This is a genomic window from Chthoniobacter flavus Ellin428 (genome assembly GCF_000173075.1).
Classification (GTDB): domain Bacteria; phylum Verrucomicrobiota; class Verrucomicrobiia; order Chthoniobacterales; family Chthoniobacteraceae; genus Chthoniobacter; species Chthoniobacter flavus.
In genome coordinates this window covers 77,520-98,662 of record NZ_ABVL01000006.1, presented here as the reverse complement: position 1 = coordinate 98,662, position 21,143 = coordinate 77,520, and the positions used below count along the sequence as shown (strand labels likewise).

The following is a 21,143-nucleotide window of genomic DNA, read 5'->3' as shown; positions in this document are numbered from 1 at the left end:
GCCGGTCATCCTGAGCGAAGCGGGGAAGCATGGGCGGAGTCGAAGGACCTCCGACTCCCGCGGGTTTTCGCGCAGAGCTTCCACCCATTACGCGTGACCACGCGTCCATTTTTTCCACGCCACAATGGATAAAGCAGCCAGCGCACAAAATCGAAAGCTACGCGAAGAAGCTCCGCACAAGAACCCGCAGAAGTCAGAGGTCCTTCGCTCCGCCCATGCTTCCCCGCTCCGCTCAGGATGACCCGTTGTTTTTTCGAGGCCGCTTCGCGGCGGTCCGCTGCCCCCCTACTCCCGCGCCTTCACCGCACTACCCTCCGCGACCGCATCCGGCGGATGCACCAGTACCCGCTGCCCCTCTTTCAATCCCGCACGCACCTCTGCAGCCACGCCATTATTGTGCGCCACCTCCACTTTCGTCTGATGCGCCTTGCCGTTCTCGAAAACGAAAGTCATCCAATCCCCGCCGCGACGAAACAGCGCCCCAGTCGGCACTTGCAGGACATCATCGGAATGCCACGTGACAATCCGCGCCTCCACGCGGAAGCGATCGCCTAACATCGCCCCCGGCGGCAACGGATCGACCAGGCCCACACGCACTTTCACCCGCTGCTCTTCCACGCCCAGCGAGCTCACCTTCGTATAGCCGCCCGGTTCGACCACCGTGACCTTGCCCCGAAGCGGCGCATCGCCACCCCACTCCTCGATGCTCACGTCCGCCCCCGGGTGCACTCCCACCGCATCACTGGAGAGCAACTCGATCTCGGATTCCATGTCGTTCGTATCGCCAACTTCCATGATCTGCGTGCCCGCGGCCAACATGCGCGCGCTTTCTTCGTAAACGTTCAGCACGTAACCATCGATCGGCGAAACGATCTTCATCGGCTCGACTTTTTCCGAGCCGGGATTCTCGGCCTGGGTCAACGCGGCCTTGGCCTGCATCAATTCGAAATCCGCCACCTGCCGGCCAAATTCCGCGGTGTGCAGTTCGCGCGTCAGGACGGTGACCTGATTCTCCGCCGTGTCCCAATCCCGCGTGGCAATCGCCCCGGATTTCTTCAATTCGCGCGCGCGTACCAGTTCCTTGTTCGCCAGGTCGAGCGCTGCCGTGGCCCGCTCGATCTGCGTCTCACGTTGCATCTTCGTCGCCTCGGCCGCTTTCACTCGCGCCTCGGCCTCGGCCCGCGCCCGCGGATCGAGAAAGCTCGCCGGCTGCGGCTGAATGGTCGCCAGCACTGTCTTCCCCGCTTCGATGCGGTCACCCTGGCGCAACGCCACTCGATTGAGATACCCCGCGATCGGTGGCGAAATGATGTAGCGATGCCGGATGCGCGTCTTGCCTTCCTCCAACACAGTCAACGTGAGCGGTCCGTGCTTCACCGTGCCGATCTCCACGGCGAGCGGCTGCGGGCGCAACGCGTTGACAAGCAAAAGCACCAACCCGAGGCCGATGGCGTGCGGCAGGTATTTCCGCCAGAGCGCGGTTTTGCGCCCGCCGGCAGGGCGGCGTGTCGTGGGCGATGTTTGGGTGGTGGTGGCTTTCATCAATCTCTAGCTTTCAGTACTCCGAGAAGATCCAGCTGACTTAAACGCCGGCTAACTACTGCGAAGGAAAGGGCGGACGAACATAGCACAACCACAACGGCCATGGCGAAACTGTGTGGCGTCAGGATCAGTGGCATGCGCACGGTCTCTGTGCTCGCCGTATGGACAATGGCCGCGGCCAGTTGCGAGCCAATCCATAACCCGGGTGGAATCGCCGCCACGGTCAGAATGATCAGTTCACTCAGCATCACCGCCGCCACTTCACGCTGCGTAAAGCCGATCACTCGTAACGTCGCGAGATCACGACTGCGCTCGCTCAGGGCAATGCGCGCGCTATTATAAACCACCCCGAAACTCACAATGATCGCGAAGGTAAAATAGATCGTCGTGATCATGCCGATCATCTCGCCGGTGCTCTTCTTGAAACTGCCGCGCACCGCTTCCTTGATGAATACCCCGGCGACCCGAGGCGCTTCTTTCACCCGGGCGAGAAAGTCATCCCAGTGGTTCGTATCCACGGAGAGATAAGCACCGCTCACCGTGCCGCCTTCGCGCATGAGCCGGCGAAGCGAATTGATCTCCATGTAAGCGAAGACGCCGGCGTAATCCGTAATCGTCCCCTGGATGGTGGCCTCGAGCGTCGGGCGCTTTCCTTCCTGCACTTCCAGGATGATGGGGTCGCCGACTTTCGCGCCGAGGATTTCCGCGAGCTTGGCGGAGACGAGCAGCCCATTCGGCGGCAACTCAACCGCGCGCTCTTTGTCGTCGAGCAACCGGTTGAGATAAGCATCGCGCGGCAGGCCGGTGACCGCGAGACGGCGCGAACGATGACCAAAGCGCAGCCGCGCCGGCACGGTGCGGAAGGGCTCGGCAATCATCACGCCCGGCAGGCTGCGGATATCCGTCAACGCGCTGGCCGAGCCGGGCTCAATCAAGCTCACGGTCACATTCTGCCGCTGGGCAACATCCCATTGAATCGAGAGCAGATAGTGAATGCTATCGCCCATCGCACCGGGCACGATCGGAATGCCGGTGGCCAGCGCGAGACCGAACGCGGTGAAAAACGCCTGCCACGGCTTGCGCTCGAGATTGCGCCACGCCATACGGAACGTCGTGCTCAGGAATTTCGACAGCCCGATGCGCTCGACGATGGACATCTTGTATTCCGCCGGCGGCTCCGGACGCATGGCCTCGGCAGGCGGAAGTTTCACCGCCTGGCGCACCGCGCCGATCACCCCCAGAAACGCTGCGCCCGCACTGACGGCAAAGGCCACGCCGAACATCTTCCAGTTCGGGTGAAAGTGCAGTTCCGGAAAGCGAAAGAATCGGTGATAAACCTGCACCACTCCCGTGCCGAGGCACATGCCCGCGCCACCGCCGACGACGGTTGCCCCCGCGACGATCACGATGGCGAATTTCAAATAGTGGAAGCCGACCTGCGTTGACGAATAGCCAAACGCCTTGAGCTGCGCGATCTGCTCGCGCTGCAGGCGAATGAGCCGCGTGAGCACGGCGCTGGACATAAAAGCCGCGATGCTCAGGAAGACAGCGGGAAAGGCAAACGAGAGACCGTGCAGCACGCGCAACTCGTCGTTCAAGCGTTGCGCGGAAGGATGGTCGTGGCGATCGAAAGCGACGAGCCCACCGTACGGCGCCAGGATGCGATCGAGCTCGGCCATCACCCCGAGCGGGCTGGCCCCGGGCGCGACTTTGATGAGCACATTGTTGAAAGCGCCATCGAGCTTGAACGCCTTCGCCAGGTCGCGCTCGTTCATCCAGAAAACCCCGAAGCGTTTGTTGTCCGGTAACGTTTCGCCGGGCCGCGCTTCGAAGACATATTCCGGCGAGAGGGCAATGCCGACGATCTTTAGCGTCTCTCGTGCGCCATAGATCGTCGCCGTGATCTCGTTGCCCGGCTCGAAGCCATGAGCATTGGCAAACGCCTCGCCGACGACGATCTCATCCGCGTGTCCGAATTCGGGCAACCGGCCGCTCCGCAGATAGAGCAGGTTCAATTGCTGCGGGCGATCGTCCGGCAGCGAGATCACCGTGGCGTCCGCCGGTTCCGCGAGGCCGGGAATATCGAGCTTGGCCGAACCGGTGACTCGCGTCTCGACCGTGGCCGCGCCATCGATGCGCGCGAGGCGCGAGCGCAAAGCATTCGGCGCCCGCTTCACATCGCAGAAGACATCCGCGAAACGATGATCAGCGTAATAGGCATCCCGCGTCGACTCGAGCGAAAGAATGAGACTGCGCGCCATGATCATCATCGCCAGCCCACAGGCCATGACGATGCTCACCGACACCATCTGGCCTTTCATCTTGCCGATGTCGCGCAGGAGCTTGAGGTCGAGAGGGGAGAGCATTGCCGAGGGAGTATTCAGTGATCAGTAATTAGTAATCAGCCGCAGAGAGCGCATGCGCGCAGCGGAAGGACACTGATGACTGACCACTGTTTACTGATTACTTTCATCACTACCACGCCAGCGACCGCACGGGGCGGCGCGACTTGTTCTCCTGAATGTCCACGATCTGGCCGTCGGAAAGATGGATGACGCGGTCGGCCATGTCGGCGATCACCGCATTGTGCGTGATGACCACCGTGAGCGTGCCGAGCGTCTGGTTCACGTGTTCGATGGCTTCGAGCACAGTGATGCCGGTTTTCACATCGAGTGCGCCGGTGGGCTCGTCGCAGAGCAGCACTTCGGGGCGCTTGGCAATGGCCCGGGCGATAGCCACCCGCTGCTGCTGGCCGCCGGACATTTGCGAGGGGAAATGATCCATGCGGTCGTCGAGCGCGACCAGAGCGAGCGCCTCATGCGGGGTCATCGGGTCGCGCGAGATTTCGGTAATGAGTGCGACGTTCTCCTTCGCCGTGAGGCTGGGGATCAAGTTGTAGAACTGGAAGATGAACCCCACCGAATCACGGCGGAAAAGCGTGAGGTCATCCTCATTCGCGCCGGTCAGGTCGAGGTCACGATAGGTCAGCGTGCCCGTGGTGGGCACATCGAGGCCGCCGAGGATATTGAGGAGGGTCGACTTGCCGCTGCCCGAGGCGCCGAGGAGGACGATCAGTTCGCTCTCGTAGAGATCGAGGTCGAGGCCATCGAGCGCGCGGATTTCGGATTCGCCGCTGGGGTAGACCTTGGTCAAATCCCGCGCCCGGAACAGCGGTTCACGCTCCGGCCCGTTTTGAACGGGATGCGGAGGAGCACGAGCGGAGGCGGCAGAGTCCATGAAAACGCCACACTCGACGCCGGAAATGCGATTTGCGCAAGTGGGAGGTGTATGGAGAGGGAGTAGCGGGCGCGGCGAGGATCCACGGAGGGATGCGCTCCTGCGCGTTCCCCATCTTTCGGCAAGGCGGTGGAAAATATCAGGGAACACGCAGGAGCGTGTCCCTCCGTTCGACCCGCTCCCGCTATTGCGCGGGGGCAGCAGCCGCGGCGGACGCGGGCGCTTTAGGCTTGGGCGCGGGCTTGTAGTCGAGATTCGTCGTAATGCTGGCCGGGCTGAAATTCACCGGAGCGCCGGTTTGCGGGATCTCCATCTTCGCCGTCCAGAGGATGCCATTGGTCACCAAGCGGCGCTGGCTTTCGATCTGCCAATTGCGATGCAGATCGCAGCCGGTGAAAGCAAAGCTGCGTCCGTCATTCGGCCGCTGATACGCCCAGGCGATCACTTCCGGCCGGCCCGGATGGGTCTTGGCATCCGCGGAGGTTCGCGATTTATCCGGCACCGCGCCCGAGAGCAGCGGCACCGCGCCATCGGCGAAGTGCAGGTTGTAGAGCCAGCCGTCCAGCGGCGCGGCGAAGGCCGTCACCCCGCGCAGGATCGGGTGCGGCGGAAAGTCGTTGAACTCCATGTCCCAGTGCCCACGGCAGCCAATGTCCGAGGTAAATGCGGCCCCGAGCCAGGACTTCATTTCGTCCGCGTGATCCGGCGGCGTATCGACCGACTGATGCAGCATCACGAACCCCGTCCCGGTATCCATAAGCTTCTTCATGTGCGCCCAGCGCGCGGGCTCGAGGAAAGGCAGCTTCACTCCCCCATCGGCGTAGACGACGATGGCTTTCGCGCCGTCGAGGATCGCTTCATTTTTCGGCCAGCCTTCGGAGACGAGCACCGGCCACACACCGGGCGTCTGCTTGAGCCAATCCATCATCAGCGCGCAGCCGGCGAAGTATTCGTGCTGGCCAGGCTTGTTGCTCACGCTACCCGCGATGAGCACGATCTTCGCGAGTTTCGGATCCGGCGACTCGACCTCGCGCGGTACGCGCTGCTGTTCCTCGGTGAGGTCGGCGCGGGCGAAGAGAGTGAGAGCGAGAAGGGTGAGGAGGGCGGTGGTTTTCATGCAAAGAGATCGTGGACGACGTTGCCGTAGACATCGGTGAGACGGAAGTTCCGGCCGGCGTAACGGTAGGTAAGCTTTTCGTGATCGAGCCCGAGCGCGGCGAGGAGCGTGGCGTGGAGGTCGTGCATGTGCACCTTGTTCACGATGGCGTGGTGGCCAAATTCGTTCGTCTCGCCATAAGCCACACCCTTTTTGAAGCCGCCGCCCGCGAGCAGCAGGCTGAAGCCGGCGGGATTGTGATCGCGTCCCGTGCCATTCTTTTCCGCGTAGGGCGTACGGCCAAATTCCGAGCCCCACCACACGATGGTATCCTCGAGCAATCCGCGCTGCTTGAGATCGGCGAGCAAGCCGGCGACGGGCTTATCCACGGCTTTCGCGTGATCGCCGTGTTTCTTGAGATTCGAGTGCTGATCCCACGCGGGGTTGTTGGTGTTGTCGCCGTAGTTCACCTGCACGAAACGCACGCCGGCCTCGCACAAGCGCCGCGCGAGCAGGCACTGGCGGCCGAAGTTATCCGTCTTGTCTTCATCGATGCCATAGAGCGCGAGCGTCTCCGGGCTCTCGTTCTTGAAATCGAGCACCTCCGGCGCGGTGCCCTGCATGCGCCAGGCGAGTTCGTAGCTATTGATTACCGCGTCGAGTTCGCTCTCGCCGGGTTTCTGCGCGAGTTGCTCGGCATTGAGATCGCGCAGCAGATCGAATTGCTTCTTCGCCTCGTCCATCGAGCGCGCGGGCTGGAGATTGCGGATCGTCGCGTCCTTGGCCGGCACTCCCGCGCGGCCGATCGGCGTGCCTTGATAGATCGCCGGGAGAAACGCGTTGCCGTAATTGCGCGGGCCGCCGTTGCCGAGGCTGGGGCTGATGGTGACGAAGCCCGGTAGATTGGCGTTCTCCGTGCCGAGACCGTAGGTCACCCACGAACCCATGGAAGGCCGCACAAAGGTCGTCGTGCCGGTGTGCAGAAAGAGCGTGGCCGGGCCGTGCGCAATGCCATCGGTGTGCATCGAGCGGACGAGGCACATGTCATCCAGATGCTTCGACATCTCGGGGAAAAGGTCCGATGACCAGATGCCGCTCTGCCCTTGCTGGGAGAAATTCCAGAGCGATTTCATGGCGCGCATCTGCGGGCTCTTGCCGGTCCTGGCGAGACTGCGCAGATCTTCGAAATCGAGCATCTTGCCGTCGTCCTCGATGAGGCGCGGCTTGTAGTCCCACGAATCCACCTGGCTCACCCCACCTTGCATGAAGAGGAAGATGATCCGCTTGGCCCGGGGCTTGAAGTGCGGCGCCTTGGGGGCGAGCGGATTGGCCACCGGTGTGGTCATCGCGCGCGCCTGTTCCTGGGCGGCGAGCCCGGCGAGCGCGAGATAGCCGAAGCCACAACCGAGAGTTTGCAGCGCGGAGCGACGGGAGAAGAGCGGGCTGTTCATAGGGTAAGGCGGCGGTTTCTTAATCTTTAATCCTTAATCATTAATCCCCTTCCACCCGTTCGTGAGGAAAGAGATTAAGGATTAAGGATTAAGGATTAAAAATTAAGGATTAAGAGTTAGAAGTGAGAGCGCATCAGTCGATGTAACGGAAATCGAGACAGTCGAAGAGGGTGTGTTGCAGCTCGGCCCATTGCTCGAGCGACGGCTCGGCGCCGAGGAAACGGCGGCATTTCTCCAACTCGCCGGCCGAGGGCGTGCGGCCGAGGCTGCGCCGGAAAACGGCAACGATGCGTTCGTCATTGCTGCCCGCATTCGCAAGGGTGCGTTCCGCCGCCGCGCTGGCCTGCTCGACGACAAAGGGATGATTGAGCAGATAGAGCGCTTGCGGCGCGACGGTGCTCACGTTGCGCTGGCCGACCGAACTATTGATGTCGCCGAAATCGAACGCCTCGAAGAGCTCCAGCCGCTTGTTGCGAAAGGCGGGCGTGTAGACGCTGCGGCGCGTGTCCTTGAAGACGTAACCGTACTCGATGTTCTGCGCGGAAAAGTTGTTGGCATCGATCTCGCCGGCGCCGGCGATGTTCGACCCGAGGTAGTCGAGCTTCAGCTCGCCGCTCACTGCCAGGATGGTATCGCGCAATTGATCCGCATCGAGCCGGCGGCGATTCGCGTGGATGAAAAGCCGGTTCTCCAGATCGGCCGCCGGAGATTTCGTCACCGCTTCCTGCCAGGTGCGCGAGAGCACGACCTCGCGGATGAGCTTTTTCACATCCCAGCCCTCGGCGACGAAGCGCGTGGCGAGATAGTCGAGCAACTCGGGATGCGACGGTTTCTCGCCCGTCGTGCCGAAGATATCCACCGTGCGCACAATGCCCGAGCCAAAGAGCCACGCCCAGACCCGGTTCACAAAGACGCGCGCGGTCAGCGGATTCTGCGCGCTGGCAATCCAGTCCGCCATCTCCTTGCGCCCGCTTTCGTCCGGCGGGATCACCGGCTGGGTATTGAGCGTCACGTGCAGAAACCCGCGCGGCACGGTGTCGCCGCGTTGCTTTTGCACCCCACGAATGCGGATTTGGGTATCGGCGGCTTCATCGTCGTCGTGCACAGCCATGGCCGTCTCGCGCACCGGCCCTTCTTTCTTCAAGGTCTTGAGCTCCGCCTCGAGTGCCTTGACCTGTTTCGCGGCCTGGCTCCGGGTGGGGTTCGTTTTGTCTTCCTTCACTTCCGCGGCGGTCGCTTCGGCCTCCGGGACGAGTTGCAGCGCATCGACGGTCACGAATTTCTTCGTGCCTTCGTTGGTGATCAGCACGTAACCCGCGCCGTCTTTTTCAAAACGATATTTACCCAGGGAAATGAAACGGCCGTCGATCGGCGGGACCATCGTCTCGTCCACATAGACGGTGTCTTCGCCGTCGGCATGGAAGACGGTGACGCGGACGTTGTCGGCGCGATCGGCGAAATAGGAATAGGCCAGCCGCACATCGTAGCGTCCGGATTGCGGGATCGGCGGCGTGAAGGTCACGGTCTTCTCGCCTTTGTCGGTGTTGTAATCGGTGAGATAGCCACGCCGATAAAGCTGCCGACCGAGGTGGAGTGTTTCCACACGCCGACGACCTTGGCCTGCGTATCGTCGATGACAATGCCCGGCAGGGACTTCGGATCGATCGAGCGTCCCGGCTTGGTCGTCGCGATGCTCACGCCCTTCGAGGCTTCGGCCAGCGTCGCCTTGGCATCGGTGAGCTGTTTCTCCAGCGCGGCGACCTTTTGCTCGTGTGCTTGCAGCGCCGCCTCCTCCGCGCCGTCGCAAGGCAGCGGCGCGGAAATCCAACGGGCCACATTATCGGTGTAGCTGAGCAGCGTGCGCGTGGAGGCGAGGATGCCCGCCATGGCGTAATAGTCGCGCTGTGGGATGGGATCGAATTTGTGATCGTGGCACCGCGCGCAGCCAATGGTCTGGCCGAGGAAAGCCTTGCCGATGGTGTCGATCTGCTCGTCGATGACGTCGAAGCGGAGCTGTTGCTTGTCCTGTTCTTCGTAATTCGTCGGGCCGAGCGCCAGGAAAGCCGTGGCCGTGATCTGGCGGCGCCGATCTGCCCACGTGGGCGCGGGGCAGGAGATCGCCGGCCAATTGCTCGCGGGTGAAGCGATCGAACGGCACGTCGTGATTGAACGCCTCGATGACGTAATCGCGATAGCGCCACGCGTCCTTGAAGAGCAATGTGCGGCCACCGCCACTCGATTCCGCGAAGCGCGCCACGTCCAGCCAGCGCTGGCCCCAGGCTTCGCCGAACTGCGGGGAGGCCAACAGGTGATCGACCAGATCCGCCAGGGCTTGGTGAGCTTTCGGGGATGACAGGGAGACACCTGGTTGGCGCCCCCTCTCCGTGTCCGATTGTCCGGTTGTCCCATCGTCTTTTCCATCGGAACAAGCCCGCAGGAACGCATCGATTTCCTCCGGTGTCGGCGGGAGGCCGATGAGATCGTAATAGACGCGACGCACCAGCGCTTCCGGCGACGCATCCGGCGCGGGTTGCAAATGGGCGGCCTCGATCTTCGCGAGAATAAACCGGTCGATGTCGCTCCGCGGCCAGGCGGTGTCTTTCACCGCTGGAATGGCGGGATTGTTCACCGGCACGTAGCACCAGAACTTTTTCCCTTCCGCGATGCTCAGACCCACCTGCTTTTTAGTCGCCGGCGCGGCGGCGGCCACGACGGTTCCGGTGCGCGGATCGGGCGCTCCCATCTTTACCCACTGCTCGAGGATGGCGATTTCCTCGTCCGGCAGCTTGCGCTTCTCGGGCATCTGCAGGTCGCGATCCTTGTAGCGCACGGCGCTGATGAGCAGACTCTTGTCCGGCTCCCCCGGCACAATGGCCGGCCCGGTGTCCCCGCCCTTCACCCAGCCGTCGCGGATATCGAGCCGTAGGCCACCTTTCACCTTTTTGTCCGGGCTGTGGCATTCGTAACAGCGCTCCACCAGCAGTGGGCGCACCTTCTTCTCGAAGAATTCCATCCCATCGTCCGCCGCCACAACGGCACGCGTGCTCAGGGCAAGCACGGCCAAAGTCACGACTGTCGTTCGGGGAAACATGAGAGTCTTTGTGACCAATAAGTCCGGTGGACGGATCTTTGGACAAAATTTCTTCGCGAATTTTCCCGCCTGGTGCTTCTGGCGAGAACCGCTGGGAAATCTATTTAGCGCGCGCCGGAGTCAGCCCGGAGGGCTGCTGGACCGTAGCCGGGGGTTGCGAGCTTGCGAGCGCCACCCCCGGATCACGTCCCCAAACGCGGATGCACCCCGAAGATGGTGACGGAATTTCGCATTAAAGAAAGATTCCGCCACCCCTCCCGGGGTGGGACCGTGGAGGGCCGGTATCCGAGGGTGGCGCTCGCAAGCTCGCTCAACCCCCGGCTACGGTCCGGCACCCTCCGGGCTGGCACTGCGCTCGCTAAACGAAAACCGTCGCGGGAATGTCGATCCAAAAAATACTTTGTCCAGATCGCGGCCCGTGCGGACTTATCTGGGAAAACCTCCCTGAACCGTCCCCATGTCTCCACCTGATCGCGCCGAAGAATTTGTTTTCCTGCTGGCCCGCCACGAGCGGTTGCTGGGGGCTTACGTCATGACCATGGTGCCGCACCCACAGGATGCGGATGACATCCTCCAGGAGGCCAAGGTCGTGATGTGGCGGAATTTCGCGAAGTTCGAGACCGGGACGAATTTCGGGGCTTGGGCGCGCAAGGTGGCGTTTCACCAGGTGCTCGCCTACCGGAAGCGCAAACACCGCGACCGGCTTGATTTCAGCGAGGATTTCCTGCGGACGGTCTCCGAGGAAGTGGAACAGAGCGCCGAGCGACTGGAGCAGCGCGAGAAGGTGTTGCACGAATGCGTGGCCAAGCTGCCGGCAGATCATCGCGACGCCCTGCACCTGCGCTACCAGGAAGGACTTTCGCTCGAAGACATGGCCTCGCGCCTCGAACGCACCGTGGGCGCGCTCTACCGCCTGCTGAGCCGGGTGCGGCATGTCTTGCACGAGTGCGTGACCAAAAACCTCCATAATTCCGAAAATGAAGCCGTCTGATCCCAACGAGAACGCCGGCGGCACGCCGTCCCCCTCCTCTCCAGAAGCCGAATTGCGCGAACTGTGCAATCGCCTGCTCGACGGCGAGTTTTCGCCGGAAGATCGCGAACGACTGGAAGCGCTGGTCCTCGGCAGTGCCGACCTGCGCTGCCTGTATGTCGAGATCATGCACCAGCACGCCTCGCTGCGGCAGAACGCCAGCCGGCTGGGCGACGTGCCGCTTTCGGATGTCCTGCAGACCTTCCCGGATCTGGAGCCGACAGGGAAAATCATTCGCTTTCCTCACTGGATCGGGGCCATCGCCGCGGCCTTGGTGCTCGGTTTTGCCATCTGGTGGTTCGTCCCGCGTCCCACGGAAAAGCCGCTGGCCACGCTGGTGGAGACCAATGGCGCCCGCTGGGACAACTCCTCGCTGCCCACCGTGCCGGGGTCGCATCTAAAGGCCGGTCGTCTCCGGCTGGAGAGTGGCGTCGCCCGACTGGTTTTCCAGAGCGGCGCGGAGGTGTCGCTCGAAGGCCCGGCGGAATTGGAACTGCAAGGGCCGAACACCTGCTTCCTCCATAGCGGCGCGCTCACCGCGCACGTGCCGCAGCAGGCCCACGGCTTCACCGTGGCCACGACCAATGCGCGACTGATCGATCACGGTACCGATTTCGGCATCAGCGCGGACCCGAATGGCCGCGGCCAGGTGCAGGTGCTGAAGGGTGAGGTGGAATTGCGCCACGACCACAGCGGCGAAGTCCGCCGATTGGCCACGCATGAATCCGCAGCCATCACGCCGGATCGCTTCACCGAGGCTAAAAACGCCGACGGCGAACCGGACCGCTACGCCTTCCTCCGGAAGGATAGCGCGCTGCATCCCTCGACACTCACCCTCACCACCGCCGGCGGCACCGGCGACGCGGCCTATGTCGTCTCGCCGAACAGCCCGATCCACTTCTCGGACACCCTGCTCCTGGTCAAAAACGCCCCGACCAAGGGCTACCGGCGCAAGGCTTACCTGCGCTTCGACCTCACTCCGTTACGCGACCGCCACGTGGCCGAGGCTGCGCTGACGCTGAACTTCGAGGCCACCGGCTTCGGCTACGCCTCACTGACCGACGAGTGTACCTTCGCCGTCTACGGCGTGACCGACGACAGCCAGGACAATTGGTCCGCCGAAACGCTAACCTGGGAAAATGCCCCCGCCTTTTCGCCCGATGCCGGCACGGTGGACACGACCAAGGCGGCCAAACTTGGCACCTTCACCACGCCGCGCGGAGTGGTGAGCGGCAGCTTTTCCATTGAAGGTCAGGCGCTCGCGAATTTCCTCAATACCGACGCCAATCGCCGCGCGACCCTCATCGTCGTCCGCGAAACTTCCGAGACCGGAAACTCGGCCGCGGTGCACGGCTTTGCCGGCAATCATCACCCCACGCTGGCCCCGCCCACGTTAAAGCTCACGCTGGCGGAGCATTAAATACGTCGTCTCCCGGCTGCGGTCGCTAGATCAGCCTGCCATCAGGCTTTGCGGCCCGCGTCGCCCGGAAATCGTTTATTCACCTTGAGAATCGGTCGATTCAGCCCATTATTGGCGTCCCCGTGAAAGCTGGATCCCCCGCCCAGAGAAGCCATCTCATCGCGGCCTCCATCGCATCAGTCATCGCCCTGATCGCGCTGCTGGCCGGCGTCTTCTATTGCAATCGAATCGAGAAGCGCTACGTCCACGCGCTGGCCCCCGATCTTTCCGAAGTCAAGTTGCACGGCGTTGTCCTGCAAAAGAAAGCCTTCGCCCAGCCGGACTTGCTCGTCCTCTACGGCAGCTCGGAGCTGGCCAAGGAGATGCCGAACAACGCGTCACAATTCTTCCAGGATTATCCCACCGGCTTCCGCGTCTTCCCCGTCGGCCAGCCGGGCACCACCTCGCTGGCGGTGCTCCAGAAGGTCGCCGCCGTGGGCAAGGACATCGCCGGCAAGAAGGTTGCCTTTTCCATGTCGCCGGGGTGGTTTTTCACTGCGGTATTCGACCCGAAGTGGTACGAGGGCAATTTCTCGCACTTGCAGGCTTACGAGCTCGCCTTCAGCAGTGACCTGAGCCACGGCCTGAAGCACGACATCGCCCGCCGGATGCTCGACTACCCGAAGACGCTGGAAAACGAGTGGCTGCTCGAGTTTGCCCTGCAGCGACTGGCCGGCAACAGCCCGGCGGATCGCTTCCTCTACGATGCCATCTGGCCGCTGGGTGAATTACAGAACGCGGTCGGCCGCGCGCAGGATCACTTTGAAGCCACGCTGCATATCCTCGATGAAGACGCGAAATTGAACCGGCCGTCGCGTCGCGGTCTGCGTGCGCTTAACTGGAATACGCTGGTGAAGCGCGCCGCCCAATTTGCGGTGAACAACGCCTCCTTGCAGGCCAAGCGCAACGAGGTGACCCGCCGGCGGCAGCGCTATGCCAGCGCGCACCTGACCACGGCCGTGCAGACCCAGAATTTCGTCAAGGCAGTGAAAAGCGCGAAGGAATGGACCGACCTGGAACTGCTCCTGCGCACCTTCGGCGAACTCGGCGCCCGGCCGCTGCTCCTGAGCATGCCGGTGGAAGACATCCGACTCGAAGTCTACGGCGTTTCGCCCGCGGCCCGGACGGCGTATTTGCGCCGGTTGGACGAAACCGCGGCGCGCTATGATGTCCAGCTTCTCGACTTCCGCGAACACGAGAAAGATCCCGCCTTCCTCGTCGATTTTCTCGACCATCTCAGCCCCCAGGGCTGGCTCTACTACAACAAGGCGCTCGACGATTTTTACCACGAGCGCGAGGACTGACCGCCGTGTCCCTACTGAGCCTCCCACGGCAAAAACTCTCGAAAGATCGCCCGGGCAAACTTATATTTTCACCGAGTGCCGGGTGAAACAGACCGCTACTCACCATTTCCATTCCTCATGTCCACTACTTCCACCCGACTGCTCGAAGTCCTGAAAAACGTCGCCGAGACGGATGAGGTCGAGCGCAATCTCGACCTGCCACTTTACGACTCGCAGGTGCTCGATTCCATGAAGACCGTTGACCTCATGGTGGCCATCTCCGAGGAGTTTGGCATCGAGATTTCGCCGGCGGAATTCGAGCGCGAAAAGTGGGCGACGCCCCGGCTCCTCATCGCCGACGTAGAGCAACGCCTCGCGAGCTGAGCCCATGCAGGTGCCACCCTTTTTCCAACGTCCGGCCGTGCACCAGACGCTGCTGGTCTTTTACTACCTGGGCATCATCGTGGCACTGATCTATCTCTACGGGCGCGGGGATTTCTCCACACCGCCCTTTGTCTACCAGGGTTTCTAAAGTCGTGGACCTGCTCGCACGCATCGACCATTGGGGCGAGATCGCTCCGGAACGCGCCGCGCATATCAGCGAAGGGCGCACCCTCACTTACGGTGAACTGAAATCCCAATCCGACGCGCTCGCCGCGTGGCTCACGGAAAAGCTCGGCGACAATCGCGCGCCGATCGCGGTGATCGGCCACAAGGAGAACGAGATGCTCGTCGCCTTCCTCGGCGCGGTGAAAAGCGGGCACCCTTACGTGCCGATCGATCTCTCCATCCCGCCCCAGCGCATCGAGCGGATCGTCCAGAATGCGAATGCGGCGCTCACGCTGACTCCGGCGGCAGTGCGCGAGGCGTTAGCCGAGCCAGGATCCACCGCACAGCCGCCGCCCGTCTCCGGCGACGGCCCGCATTGCTTCAGCTTTCCAGTCCACTCCGAGCACCCGCTCACGCCCGAGGGACGCGAAGCGATGCTTGCGGCGCTCCGTAAAGCCGCCCGGGGGGCGACCGGCGAGCTGGTCGGCGCAGCCAGGGATTCTGGCGCCGGGATCGATCCGACGTCGGACGAGGTGAAGCTGTCCGCGAAGTTCAGGGTCGTGGAAACGGTGGAGAACGAGGAAAACGAGATCGGATTCGAACTTGCGACGACGCTCAAAGCCGACATTCAAGTAGGCGAAGATTTGGAACTGCTGCTATCCCCGCAAGAGTTCGGGCGCGTCCTGGGCCTGATCGCCGCGGAGGCGATGAAGCGTCGCCGGCCAGGGAAAAGGGGGGGCATGCCCACGCCCGTCTCTGGCGACGATCCTTACTACATCATCTTCACCTCCGGCAGCACCGGCGAACCCAAGGGCGTGGTCATCACACTCAACTGCCTCACCACCTTCGTCACCTGGACGCTCGGCGAGCAAAAGTTCCCCGAGTTGAACGAGACCTTCCTCAACCAGGCGCCGTTCTCGTTCGACCTCTCGGTCATGGATCTTTACTCGAGCCTGGCCAGCGGCGGCACGCTCTTTAGCGTGACCAAGGAAGCCATCGCGAATCCCAAGGTGCTCTACCAAAATTTCGCGAACTCCGGCATCACGACGTGGGTCTCCACGCCGTCCTTTGCCCAGATGTGCCTGGTGGAAAAAAGCTTCGGCCCGGCGATGCTCCCGAACATCCGCCGTTTTTGGTTCTGCGGCGAAACGCTCGCGCCGGAAACCGCGGCGCAGTTGCTCGATCGCTTCCCCAACGCCGAAGTCTGGAACACCTACGGCCCCACCGAAGCGACGGTGGCGACTACGTCCATTCTCGTGACACGCGAGGTCATCGCGCAGCACTCGCCGCTCCCCGTCGGCGCGGTCATGCCCGGTACCCGCATCGCCATCATGGACGAGCAGCGCGCCACGGTGCCCGAGGGTGAGCGCGGCGAAATCGTCATCATCGGTCCGAATGTCAGCCCCGGCTATCTCGGCCGGCCCGATCTCACGGAGAAAGCCTTCTTCGCCACCGATGGAACGCGCGCCTATCGCACCGGCGATTGGGGACGCACCCGCGGCGGCCTCATCTTTTTCGAGGGCCGCATGGATGGCCAGATCAAGCTGCACGGCTATCGCATCGAGATCGGCGACATCGAATCGCACCTGCGCAACCTGCCGCAAATCTCCGACGCCGTCGTGCTGGTCGCCGAGAAGAATGGCAAACCGGATTCGCTCGCCGGCTTCGTCGTACTGCGCGAACGCGGCACCGGTTCGGACTTCGAGATCTCTCTCCAGCTCAAGAAACAACTCGGCGAACGCCTGCCCGTCTACATGGTGCCGCGTAAATTCTGGTTTCTGGATGCTTTCCCGATGACGGCCAACGGCAAGGCGGATCGACGTAAACTCGCGGAGCACCTGCGGTGAATCCAGAGACCAACGCCTTCCTCGAGCCGTTTGGCAACTTCACCTATTTCGGGCTGCTCCTGATCTATGTTGCCGTGCCGGCGATCCTGCTCGGGCTCTTCGGCCGCGCGAATTCGCGTTGGGCGCTGTTTGTCACCGTCATCATCGGCACGCTGCAGCTTCAGAAATCGCACGAGATCTGGGCCGGCTTTGCGCTGAAGGAAGTCTGGATCGCCCTCATCTTCCTCGGCTGGCAATGGCTGATCGCGATCGCCTTTCTGCGCTTTAAATTCCGCGGCGCCTTTCCGCTCGCCCTCACGCTGGCCACGCTACCGGTCGCACTCGCGAAGTACGTCCCGCCCTTCACTCCGCACACTGAGATCGCCTTCCTCGGTATTTCCTATGTGACCTTCCGGGCGCTGGATGTCGTCTTCAGCATCCGCGACCGCGTCGTCACCTCCGTCCCACCGATCACTTACATCGGCTTCCTGTTTTTCTTTCCGACGATTTCCGAGGGGCCCATCGATCGCTTCCGCCGCTTCTCGCAAGACTGGCAGCGTACCCGCAATCGCGAGGAATTTCTCAACGACCTGGACCACGCCATCCAGCGGCTGTTCCGCGGCTTTCTCTACAAGTTCATCATCGCCTCGCTGATCTTTAAGTACTTCGTCGAGCCATGGAGCGTCGGCGGCGCGGCGCACGTCGTGGGCTACATGTATGCTTACACGTTCTACCTGTTCTTCGACTTTGCGGGTTACAGCGCCTTCGCCATTTCGATCAGCTATCTGCTCGGCATTCACACGGTCGAAAATTTCAACAAGCCCTTCCTCTCGCCGAACATCCGGGACTTCTGGACGCGCTGGCACATCTCGCTGTCGTTCTGGTTCCGCGATCACATCTACATGCGCTTCCTGCTCGCGGCAGCGAAGGGCAAATGGTTCAAGAGCAAGCACACCGCGTCCTACGTCGGCCTCTTCCTGACCTTTGGCCTCATGGGCGTGTGGCACGGCCCGCACTGGTACTATTGGCTCTACGGCATCTACCATGCGGCGTTGCTCTGCGGTTACGATTGGTTCGCGCGCTGGAACAAAACACGGAAGCTCCTGGAAGGCCCCGTGTGGAAGTGGGTCAACATCCTCATCACCTTCCATGTCATCGCTTTCGGCCTGCTGCTCTTCTCCGGCCGTTTCGAACCCAAGCCACTGCCTGAACGCGAAGAAGTGGTCGACAAGCTGACCTGCCAGGAAATCGCCGGTTACGTCTGGAATCGCAATACGCCGAAAACGCCCGCAGTGCTGGATATCTCCATGGATGGCCGCACGATCGGCCGGGTGACGGCGAACGAATTGCGCGACGACCTGGTCGAGCGCGGCATGGGCAATGGCCGCTACGGTTTCCACTTCGCCCTGCCCAAGAGCGTGCACGATGGCAAAGAACACTGGGTCATGCCTGTCCTCGTCGGTCCTCCGCCCCGAGTCATCTCCGGGCCGGACATTCCCGAGAATCTTTACAAGGTCAGCTGCAACACGCCCGAGAAGGAAGGCGCAAACCCCACGGCGACGCCAACACCTCCACCGGCGACTCCTGTCCCGACACCACGCTGAGTGGATTGATTTGTAGCGACGGTCTGTCTGCGACCGTCGGATGACAGGGGAAGAAAAATAGGAATCCTATATCTCCTATTCTTCCTATTACTCCCATCCGCCGATGGTCATCGGCCGCCGCTGTACTCAGCTATTCCCGCGCTCGGTCGGCGGCTTGTGCACCCGCCGGCGACGCAAGCGCAACCAGTTATTCCACGTCTTGCGCAGCGCATCTTTCGGTGACATGTAGCGCTGGTTTAGCTCGGTGCCCTTGCTGATCTGGCCGAGGATGCCCTTCACCGAAAAATCGTCGGTGTGCAGAATGGTGTAAGCCGTGCCGATCGCCGACTCGTGGTGCGCGTCGCTGCCCGCGGTCATCGGCAATTTCTTCATCGTCGCGTACTCGAAGGCTTGCGCATTGTAACGCTTCAACGTGGTCGCCGCGTTGAAAACCTCGAGCCCATCGATATCCAGCACATCGAGCACCGACTGCCGGATGCCGGCGCGGAACATATCGTAGGGATGCGGCGGAATCGCCAGGCCACCCATCTCGTGCACGATCTTGCAAACCTCCGCCGCCGGCGTGCCTTTCAAATACGGCAGGATCACGCCGAGACACAGCAGGTGGCCTTCCGCCGTCGTCACTTCGACGCCGGGAATGATCAGGAAATCGTCCACCGGTTGGCCGTCCTCGCGCACCAGACCTTTGTCGAGCATGTAACGGCAGCCATCCGAAGTATTGTGGTCGGTGAGGGCAAAACCGTGCAGCCCCTTTTTGCGCGCGGAAGCGATCAGCGACTCCGGGCTGCTCACGCCGTCGCCCGAATACCACGAATGGCAATGCAGATCGATGTTGTAGGCCATGCGCAAGGATGAGGTGGGATTTTAATGGGCGAAAGAAAAATGGCGTGAAATCGCACTGGCGTGCATGTTCTTCGCCCTCCTTAATTTTGCCATGTTCGCCTTTAAAGAATGGACCCTCATTTGTGAAGCCCTCGGCCGTGGTGATCAAAGCATCATCATCCGCAAAGGTGGCATCGCCGAGGGTCGCGATGGCTTTCGCTTCAAGCACGCCGATTTTCTGCTCTTCCCCACGCTCTTTCACGAGCAGGTCGCCAAGCTGAAACTGCCGCTGGCCACCCCGTTGCCCAAAGCCCGCGAGGATGGCCAGCACGAGGTGAGCTTCGCCGTGCATGTCGAGTGGACACGCGCCATCACCGATTGGGAAAAGGTAAAAGCGTTCGCCCCATTCCACCTTTGGACCGAAGCGGAGATCGAGAAACGTTATCGGCAGGATGACGAACCGGGCGTGAGTCTCGCTTTCGTCCGCGTCCATCGCCTCAGCCAACCGCTGGTCTTCCCCGATCTGCCGAAGTACGGTGGCTGCCGTTCGTGGATCGAAGTCCCTGATCTACCGGAAGACACTTCGTTGATCCCCATTCTCAACGACGCTACCCACAGCGCGCACGAGAAGGAAATTCGGGCGGTGCTTTGATTTCTCCCGCAGCTCATTCCTAAGCTCCTGCTTGGGAAGGAGGGTCAATGCCTTTCCTCTGCGTTCTCCGCGGTGCCAACCATGAAAATGTCCGCACGACGCGTAGAATTTTTGGCCCGCGAATCACGCAAATAACACGAATGAGGGCAGATCATTCGCGTCATTCGGGTGATTCGCGGGTCACTTTCCCTTCCCTGTCTTTTCGCATGTTCGTGGCTCCCCTTTTGGTTGCGGCTTCGCCGCGCTGCGTCCTCTGCGTTGAAGTCATAGGTGTCGCCGTCGAAAACGGGAGCACTGCTTATCCCACCTGCGTCTCCAAGTGCATCAACGGTTTCGCCATCGCCACCCGCACTTGCCAGACCAGAAACGCCGTGAGCACGAGCCACGGCAGAACCAGCGCGGGCGTCCATTGATCGGCAATCTTGTGCACCGTGAACCCTTGGTTCCAAGGCATGCCGTTCGAGATTGCATTGTAGAAAACAAATAGCGCCACGCTGCTCGCCCCGGTGAGCCACACAAACCAGCGTTCATTTGCGAGGAGGAAACACGGCATGAGCCACGCGAGGTATTGCGCGCCAAACCCCGGCGCGAAAACAAAGAACACCGCCCAGATCAAGGCGAGCGTCTGGAAAATCGCCAGCGGCTCCATCTTGCGCCGGCGCCACGCCACGAAGAGCGCGAGGAGCACGATGAGCACTTTCAAACCGGTGATGATGGCGGATTGAGCGGGCGTGGGCGTATCAAAGGTCAGGCTGCTCAACGCCGGATTTCCGGTGAGCCGCAGCGCGTAGGTAATCCCCCACACGCCCCAAAAGCTACCGTAACCGAGCACATCCTTAAGGAAGACCGTGGGGATGGTGAACAGCGGATACGACCAGCCGATCAGCACCGTCAGCGCCGAAGGAATCGCAAACCGCCAGGCCTGCTTTCGATGCCACCAGAAAAAGAAAAACGCCGGCACGAGGATGAGCGGGATGATTTTGATATTGCAGGCAAAACCAAGGCACAGGCCGCAGAGTGCCGGACGCTCCAGCACACAGGCTAGAGCGGCGAGCAATACGCCGAACGCCATCACCGAATCCACATTGCCGTGATAGCCGGAAACCATGAAGGCCACCGGGCTCGCGGCGTAGATCGCCAACGCCCAGCCATTCGGCCGCCCGGTCTTTTCCTGGAACCACAGCAGCGCGATCACGCCCAGGAAGTCTGCGAATATGGCCGGCAGGCGCAGATAGAAAGCGAACGCGTGGCGATCGCCGTGACTGAGGGCGAAAACCGCTTCCGAAAACCACCCGACGAGCGGCGTGTGATTGAAGAATTGCGTGGCCTGGTACATGGCCAGCAAGCCGTGCGCATGAATGGTCCCGGCGAATTTGTAGAAGAAGACCACGTCGGAGGTGCCGATCGTCGTCGTGGCGCAATAAATCTTGGCCGCCAGCGCAGCGAGGGCGAGCAGGAGCACGATGACGCGGGATTTCATGGGTGGTCCGGATTCAAGCAG

Annotated in this window: 17 protein-coding genes and 2 pseudogenes; 8 read left to right on the top strand and 11 right to left on the bottom strand. The window is 61.9% G+C overall.

All coding sequences use genetic code 11. From position 1 onward, the window contains the following. Positions 1-285: 285 nt before the first annotated feature. The 9 genes and pseudogenes from CFE428DRAFT_RS11850 to CFE428DRAFT_RS33480 all read right to left on the bottom strand — a co-directional run. Positions 286-1,542, bottom strand: coding sequence for an efflux RND transporter periplasmic adaptor subunit (locus CFE428DRAFT_RS11850; protein WP_006979779.1), 1,257 nt, complete (start codon positions 1,540-1,542; stop codon positions 286-288). Beyond that, the gene (locus tag CFE428DRAFT_RS11845; protein ID WP_006979778.1) at positions 1,542-3,908 is read right to left on the bottom strand and encodes an ABC transporter permease; all 2,367 of its coding nucleotides are present in this window, start codon (positions 3,906-3,908) and stop codon (positions 1,542-1,544) included. Before CFE428DRAFT_RS11845 ends, CFE428DRAFT_RS11850 begins: the two co-directional genes overlap by 1 nt. A 109-nt stretch (positions 3,909-4,017) precedes the next feature. Beyond that, entirely contained in the window at positions 4,018-4,779 is a 762-nt protein-coding gene (locus CFE428DRAFT_RS11840; protein ID WP_006979777.1) for an ABC transporter ATP-binding protein, read from the bottom strand. A gap of 184 nt (positions 4,780-4,963) precedes the next feature. Beyond that, positions 4,964-5,896: a ThuA domain-containing protein gene (locus tag CFE428DRAFT_RS11835; RefSeq protein WP_006979776.1), complete on the bottom strand. Its 933-nt coding sequence runs from the start codon at positions 5,894-5,896 to the stop codon at positions 4,964-4,966. Then, positions 5,893-7,326: a DUF1501 domain-containing protein gene (locus CFE428DRAFT_RS11830; protein ID WP_006979775.1), complete on the bottom strand. Its 1,434-nt coding sequence runs from the start codon at positions 7,324-7,326 to the stop codon at positions 5,893-5,895. Before CFE428DRAFT_RS11830 ends, CFE428DRAFT_RS11835 begins: the two co-directional genes overlap by 4 nt. 133 nt (positions 7,327-7,459) lie before the next feature. Beyond that, complete coding sequence (locus tag CFE428DRAFT_RS33490) at positions 7,460-8,929, bottom strand: DUF1553 domain-containing protein (protein ID WP_157447487.1); 1,470 nt, start codon at positions 8,927-8,929, stop codon at positions 7,460-7,462. Next, complete coding sequence (locus tag CFE428DRAFT_RS33485) at positions 8,845-9,213, bottom strand: hypothetical protein (protein WP_006979773.1); 369 nt, start codon at positions 9,211-9,213, stop codon at positions 8,845-8,847. The genes CFE428DRAFT_RS33490 and CFE428DRAFT_RS33485 overlap by 85 nt, the downstream gene beginning before the upstream one ends. A 33-nt stretch (positions 9,214-9,246) precedes the next feature. Then, a pseudogene (locus tag CFE428DRAFT_RS41030) lies at positions 9,247-9,555 on the bottom strand (DUF1549 domain-containing protein); the annotation flags it as partial. Further along, a pseudogene (locus tag CFE428DRAFT_RS33480) lies at positions 9,491-10,339 on the bottom strand (DUF1549 domain-containing protein); the annotation flags it as partial. The pseudogenes CFE428DRAFT_RS41030 and CFE428DRAFT_RS33480, both read right to left, overlap by 65 nt. Positions 10,340-10,874: 535 nt before the next feature. On the opposite strand from CFE428DRAFT_RS33480, the gene CFE428DRAFT_RS11820 reads away from it, so the two are divergent. The 7 genes from CFE428DRAFT_RS11820 to dltB all read left to right on the top strand — a co-directional run bounded on the left by CFE428DRAFT_RS11820 (position 10,875) and on the right by dltB (position 18,168). Further along, positions 10,875-11,408: a sigma-70 family RNA polymerase sigma factor gene (locus CFE428DRAFT_RS11820; protein ID WP_006979771.1), complete on the top strand. Its 534-nt coding sequence runs from the start codon at positions 10,875-10,877 to the stop codon at positions 11,406-11,408. Then, positions 11,395-12,867 (top strand): DNRLRE domain-containing protein, encoded by a 1,473-nt coding sequence (locus tag CFE428DRAFT_RS11815; RefSeq protein ID WP_006979770.1) that lies wholly within the window; start codon positions 11,395-11,397, stop codon positions 12,865-12,867. Before CFE428DRAFT_RS11820 ends, CFE428DRAFT_RS11815 begins: the two co-directional genes overlap by 14 nt. A 122-nt stretch (positions 12,868-12,989) precedes the next feature. After that, complete coding sequence (dltD, locus tag CFE428DRAFT_RS11810; protein ID WP_006979769.1) at positions 12,990-14,210, top strand: D-alanyl-lipoteichoic acid biosynthesis protein DltD; 1,221 nt, start codon at positions 12,990-12,992, stop codon at positions 14,208-14,210. A gap of 117 nt (positions 14,211-14,327) precedes the next feature. Beyond that, the gene (gene dltC / locus CFE428DRAFT_RS11805; protein WP_006979768.1) at positions 14,328-14,573 is read left to right on the top strand and encodes a D-alanine--poly(phosphoribitol) ligase subunit DltC; all 246 of its coding nucleotides are present in this window, start codon (positions 14,328-14,330) and stop codon (positions 14,571-14,573) included. 4 nt (positions 14,574-14,577) lie between these two features. Beyond that, entirely contained in the window at positions 14,578-14,721 is a 144-nt protein-coding gene (locus tag CFE428DRAFT_RS37235; RefSeq protein WP_006979767.1) for a teichoic acid D-Ala incorporation-associated protein DltX, read from the top strand. A gap of 4 nt (positions 14,722-14,725) precedes the next feature. Continuing rightward, complete coding sequence (gene dltA / locus CFE428DRAFT_RS33475; RefSeq protein ID WP_006979766.1) at positions 14,726-16,585, top strand: D-alanine--poly(phosphoribitol) ligase subunit DltA; 1,860 nt, start codon at positions 14,726-14,728, stop codon at positions 16,583-16,585. Then, entirely contained in the window at positions 16,582-18,168 is a 1,587-nt protein-coding gene (dltB, locus tag CFE428DRAFT_RS11795; protein WP_006979765.1) for a D-alanyl-lipoteichoic acid biosynthesis protein DltB, read from the top strand. The genes dltA and dltB overlap by 4 nt, the downstream gene beginning before the upstream one ends. A gap of 126 nt (positions 18,169-18,294) precedes the next feature. Here dltB and CFE428DRAFT_RS11790 read toward each other — a convergent pair whose 3' ends face one another. After that, positions 18,295-19,011 carry a CehA/McbA family metallohydrolase gene (locus CFE428DRAFT_RS11790; protein ID WP_006979764.1) on the bottom strand — a complete coding sequence of 239 codons (717 nt, stop codon included), beginning with the start codon at positions 19,009-19,011 and terminating at the stop codon, positions 18,295-18,297. 91 nt (positions 19,012-19,102) lie between these two features. On the opposite strand from CFE428DRAFT_RS11790, the gene CFE428DRAFT_RS11785 reads away from it, so the two are divergent. Then, positions 19,103-19,642 carry a DUF1802 family protein gene (locus tag CFE428DRAFT_RS11785; RefSeq protein WP_049975618.1) on the top strand — a complete coding sequence of 180 codons (540 nt, stop codon included), beginning with the start codon at positions 19,103-19,105 and terminating at the stop codon, positions 19,640-19,642. Between the two features lie 298 nt (positions 19,643-19,940). On the opposite strand, the gene CFE428DRAFT_RS11780 is transcribed toward CFE428DRAFT_RS11785, so the two are convergent. Further along, the gene (locus CFE428DRAFT_RS11780; RefSeq protein WP_006979761.1) at positions 19,941-21,122 is read right to left on the bottom strand and encodes an MptA/MptB family glycosyltransferase; all 1,182 of its coding nucleotides are present in this window, start codon (positions 21,120-21,122) and stop codon (positions 19,941-19,943) included. Positions 21,123-21,143 lie beyond the last annotated feature (21 nt).

What these genes read in the sequence shown, in the direction of transcription:
- CFE428DRAFT_RS11850 (WP_006979779.1), bottom strand. Translation starts at nt 1,542, where the DNA reads ATGAAAGCCACCACCACCCAAACATCGCCCACGACACGCCGCCCTGCC.
- CFE428DRAFT_RS11845 (WP_006979778.1), bottom strand. Translation starts at nt 3,908, where the DNA reads ATGCTCTCCCCTCTCGACCTCAAGCTCCTGCGCGACATCGGCAAGATG.
- CFE428DRAFT_RS11840 (WP_006979777.1), bottom strand. Translation starts at nt 4,779, where the DNA reads ATGGACTCTGCCGCCTCCGCTCGTGCTCCTCCGCATCCCGTTCAAAAC.
- CFE428DRAFT_RS11835 (WP_006979776.1), bottom strand. Translation starts at nt 5,896, where the DNA reads ATGAAAACCACCGCCCTCCTCACCCTTCTCGCTCTCACTCTCTTCGCC.
- CFE428DRAFT_RS11830 (WP_006979775.1), bottom strand. Translation starts at nt 7,326, where the DNA reads ATGAACAGCCCGCTCTTCTCCCGTCGCTCCGCGCTGCAAACTCTCGGT.
- CFE428DRAFT_RS33485 (WP_006979773.1), bottom strand. Translation starts at nt 9,213, where the DNA reads ATGGCGGGCATCCTCGCCTCCACGCGCACGCTGCTCAGCTACACCGAT.
- CFE428DRAFT_RS11820 (WP_006979771.1), top strand. Translation starts at nt 10,875, where the DNA reads ATGTCTCCACCTGATCGCGCCGAAGAATTTGTTTTCCTGCTGGCCCGC.
- CFE428DRAFT_RS11815 (WP_006979770.1), top strand. Translation starts at nt 11,395, where the DNA reads ATGAAGCCGTCTGATCCCAACGAGAACGCCGGCGGCACGCCGTCCCCC.
- dltC (WP_006979768.1), top strand. Translation starts at nt 14,328, where the DNA reads ATGTCCACTACTTCCACCCGACTGCTCGAAGTCCTGAAAAACGTCGCC.
- CFE428DRAFT_RS37235 (WP_006979767.1), top strand. Translation starts at nt 14,578, where the DNA reads ATGCAGGTGCCACCCTTTTTCCAACGTCCGGCCGTGCACCAGACGCTG.
- CFE428DRAFT_RS11790 (WP_006979764.1), bottom strand. Translation starts at nt 19,011, where the DNA reads ATGGCCTACAACATCGATCTGCATTGCCATTCGTGGTATTCGGGCGAC.
- CFE428DRAFT_RS11785 (WP_049975618.1), top strand. Translation starts at nt 19,103, where the DNA reads ATGTTCGCCTTTAAAGAATGGACCCTCATTTGTGAAGCCCTCGGCCGT.
- CFE428DRAFT_RS11780 (WP_006979761.1), bottom strand. Translation starts at nt 21,122, where the DNA reads ATGAAATCCCGCGTCATCGTGCTCCTGCTCGCCCTCGCTGCGCTGGCG.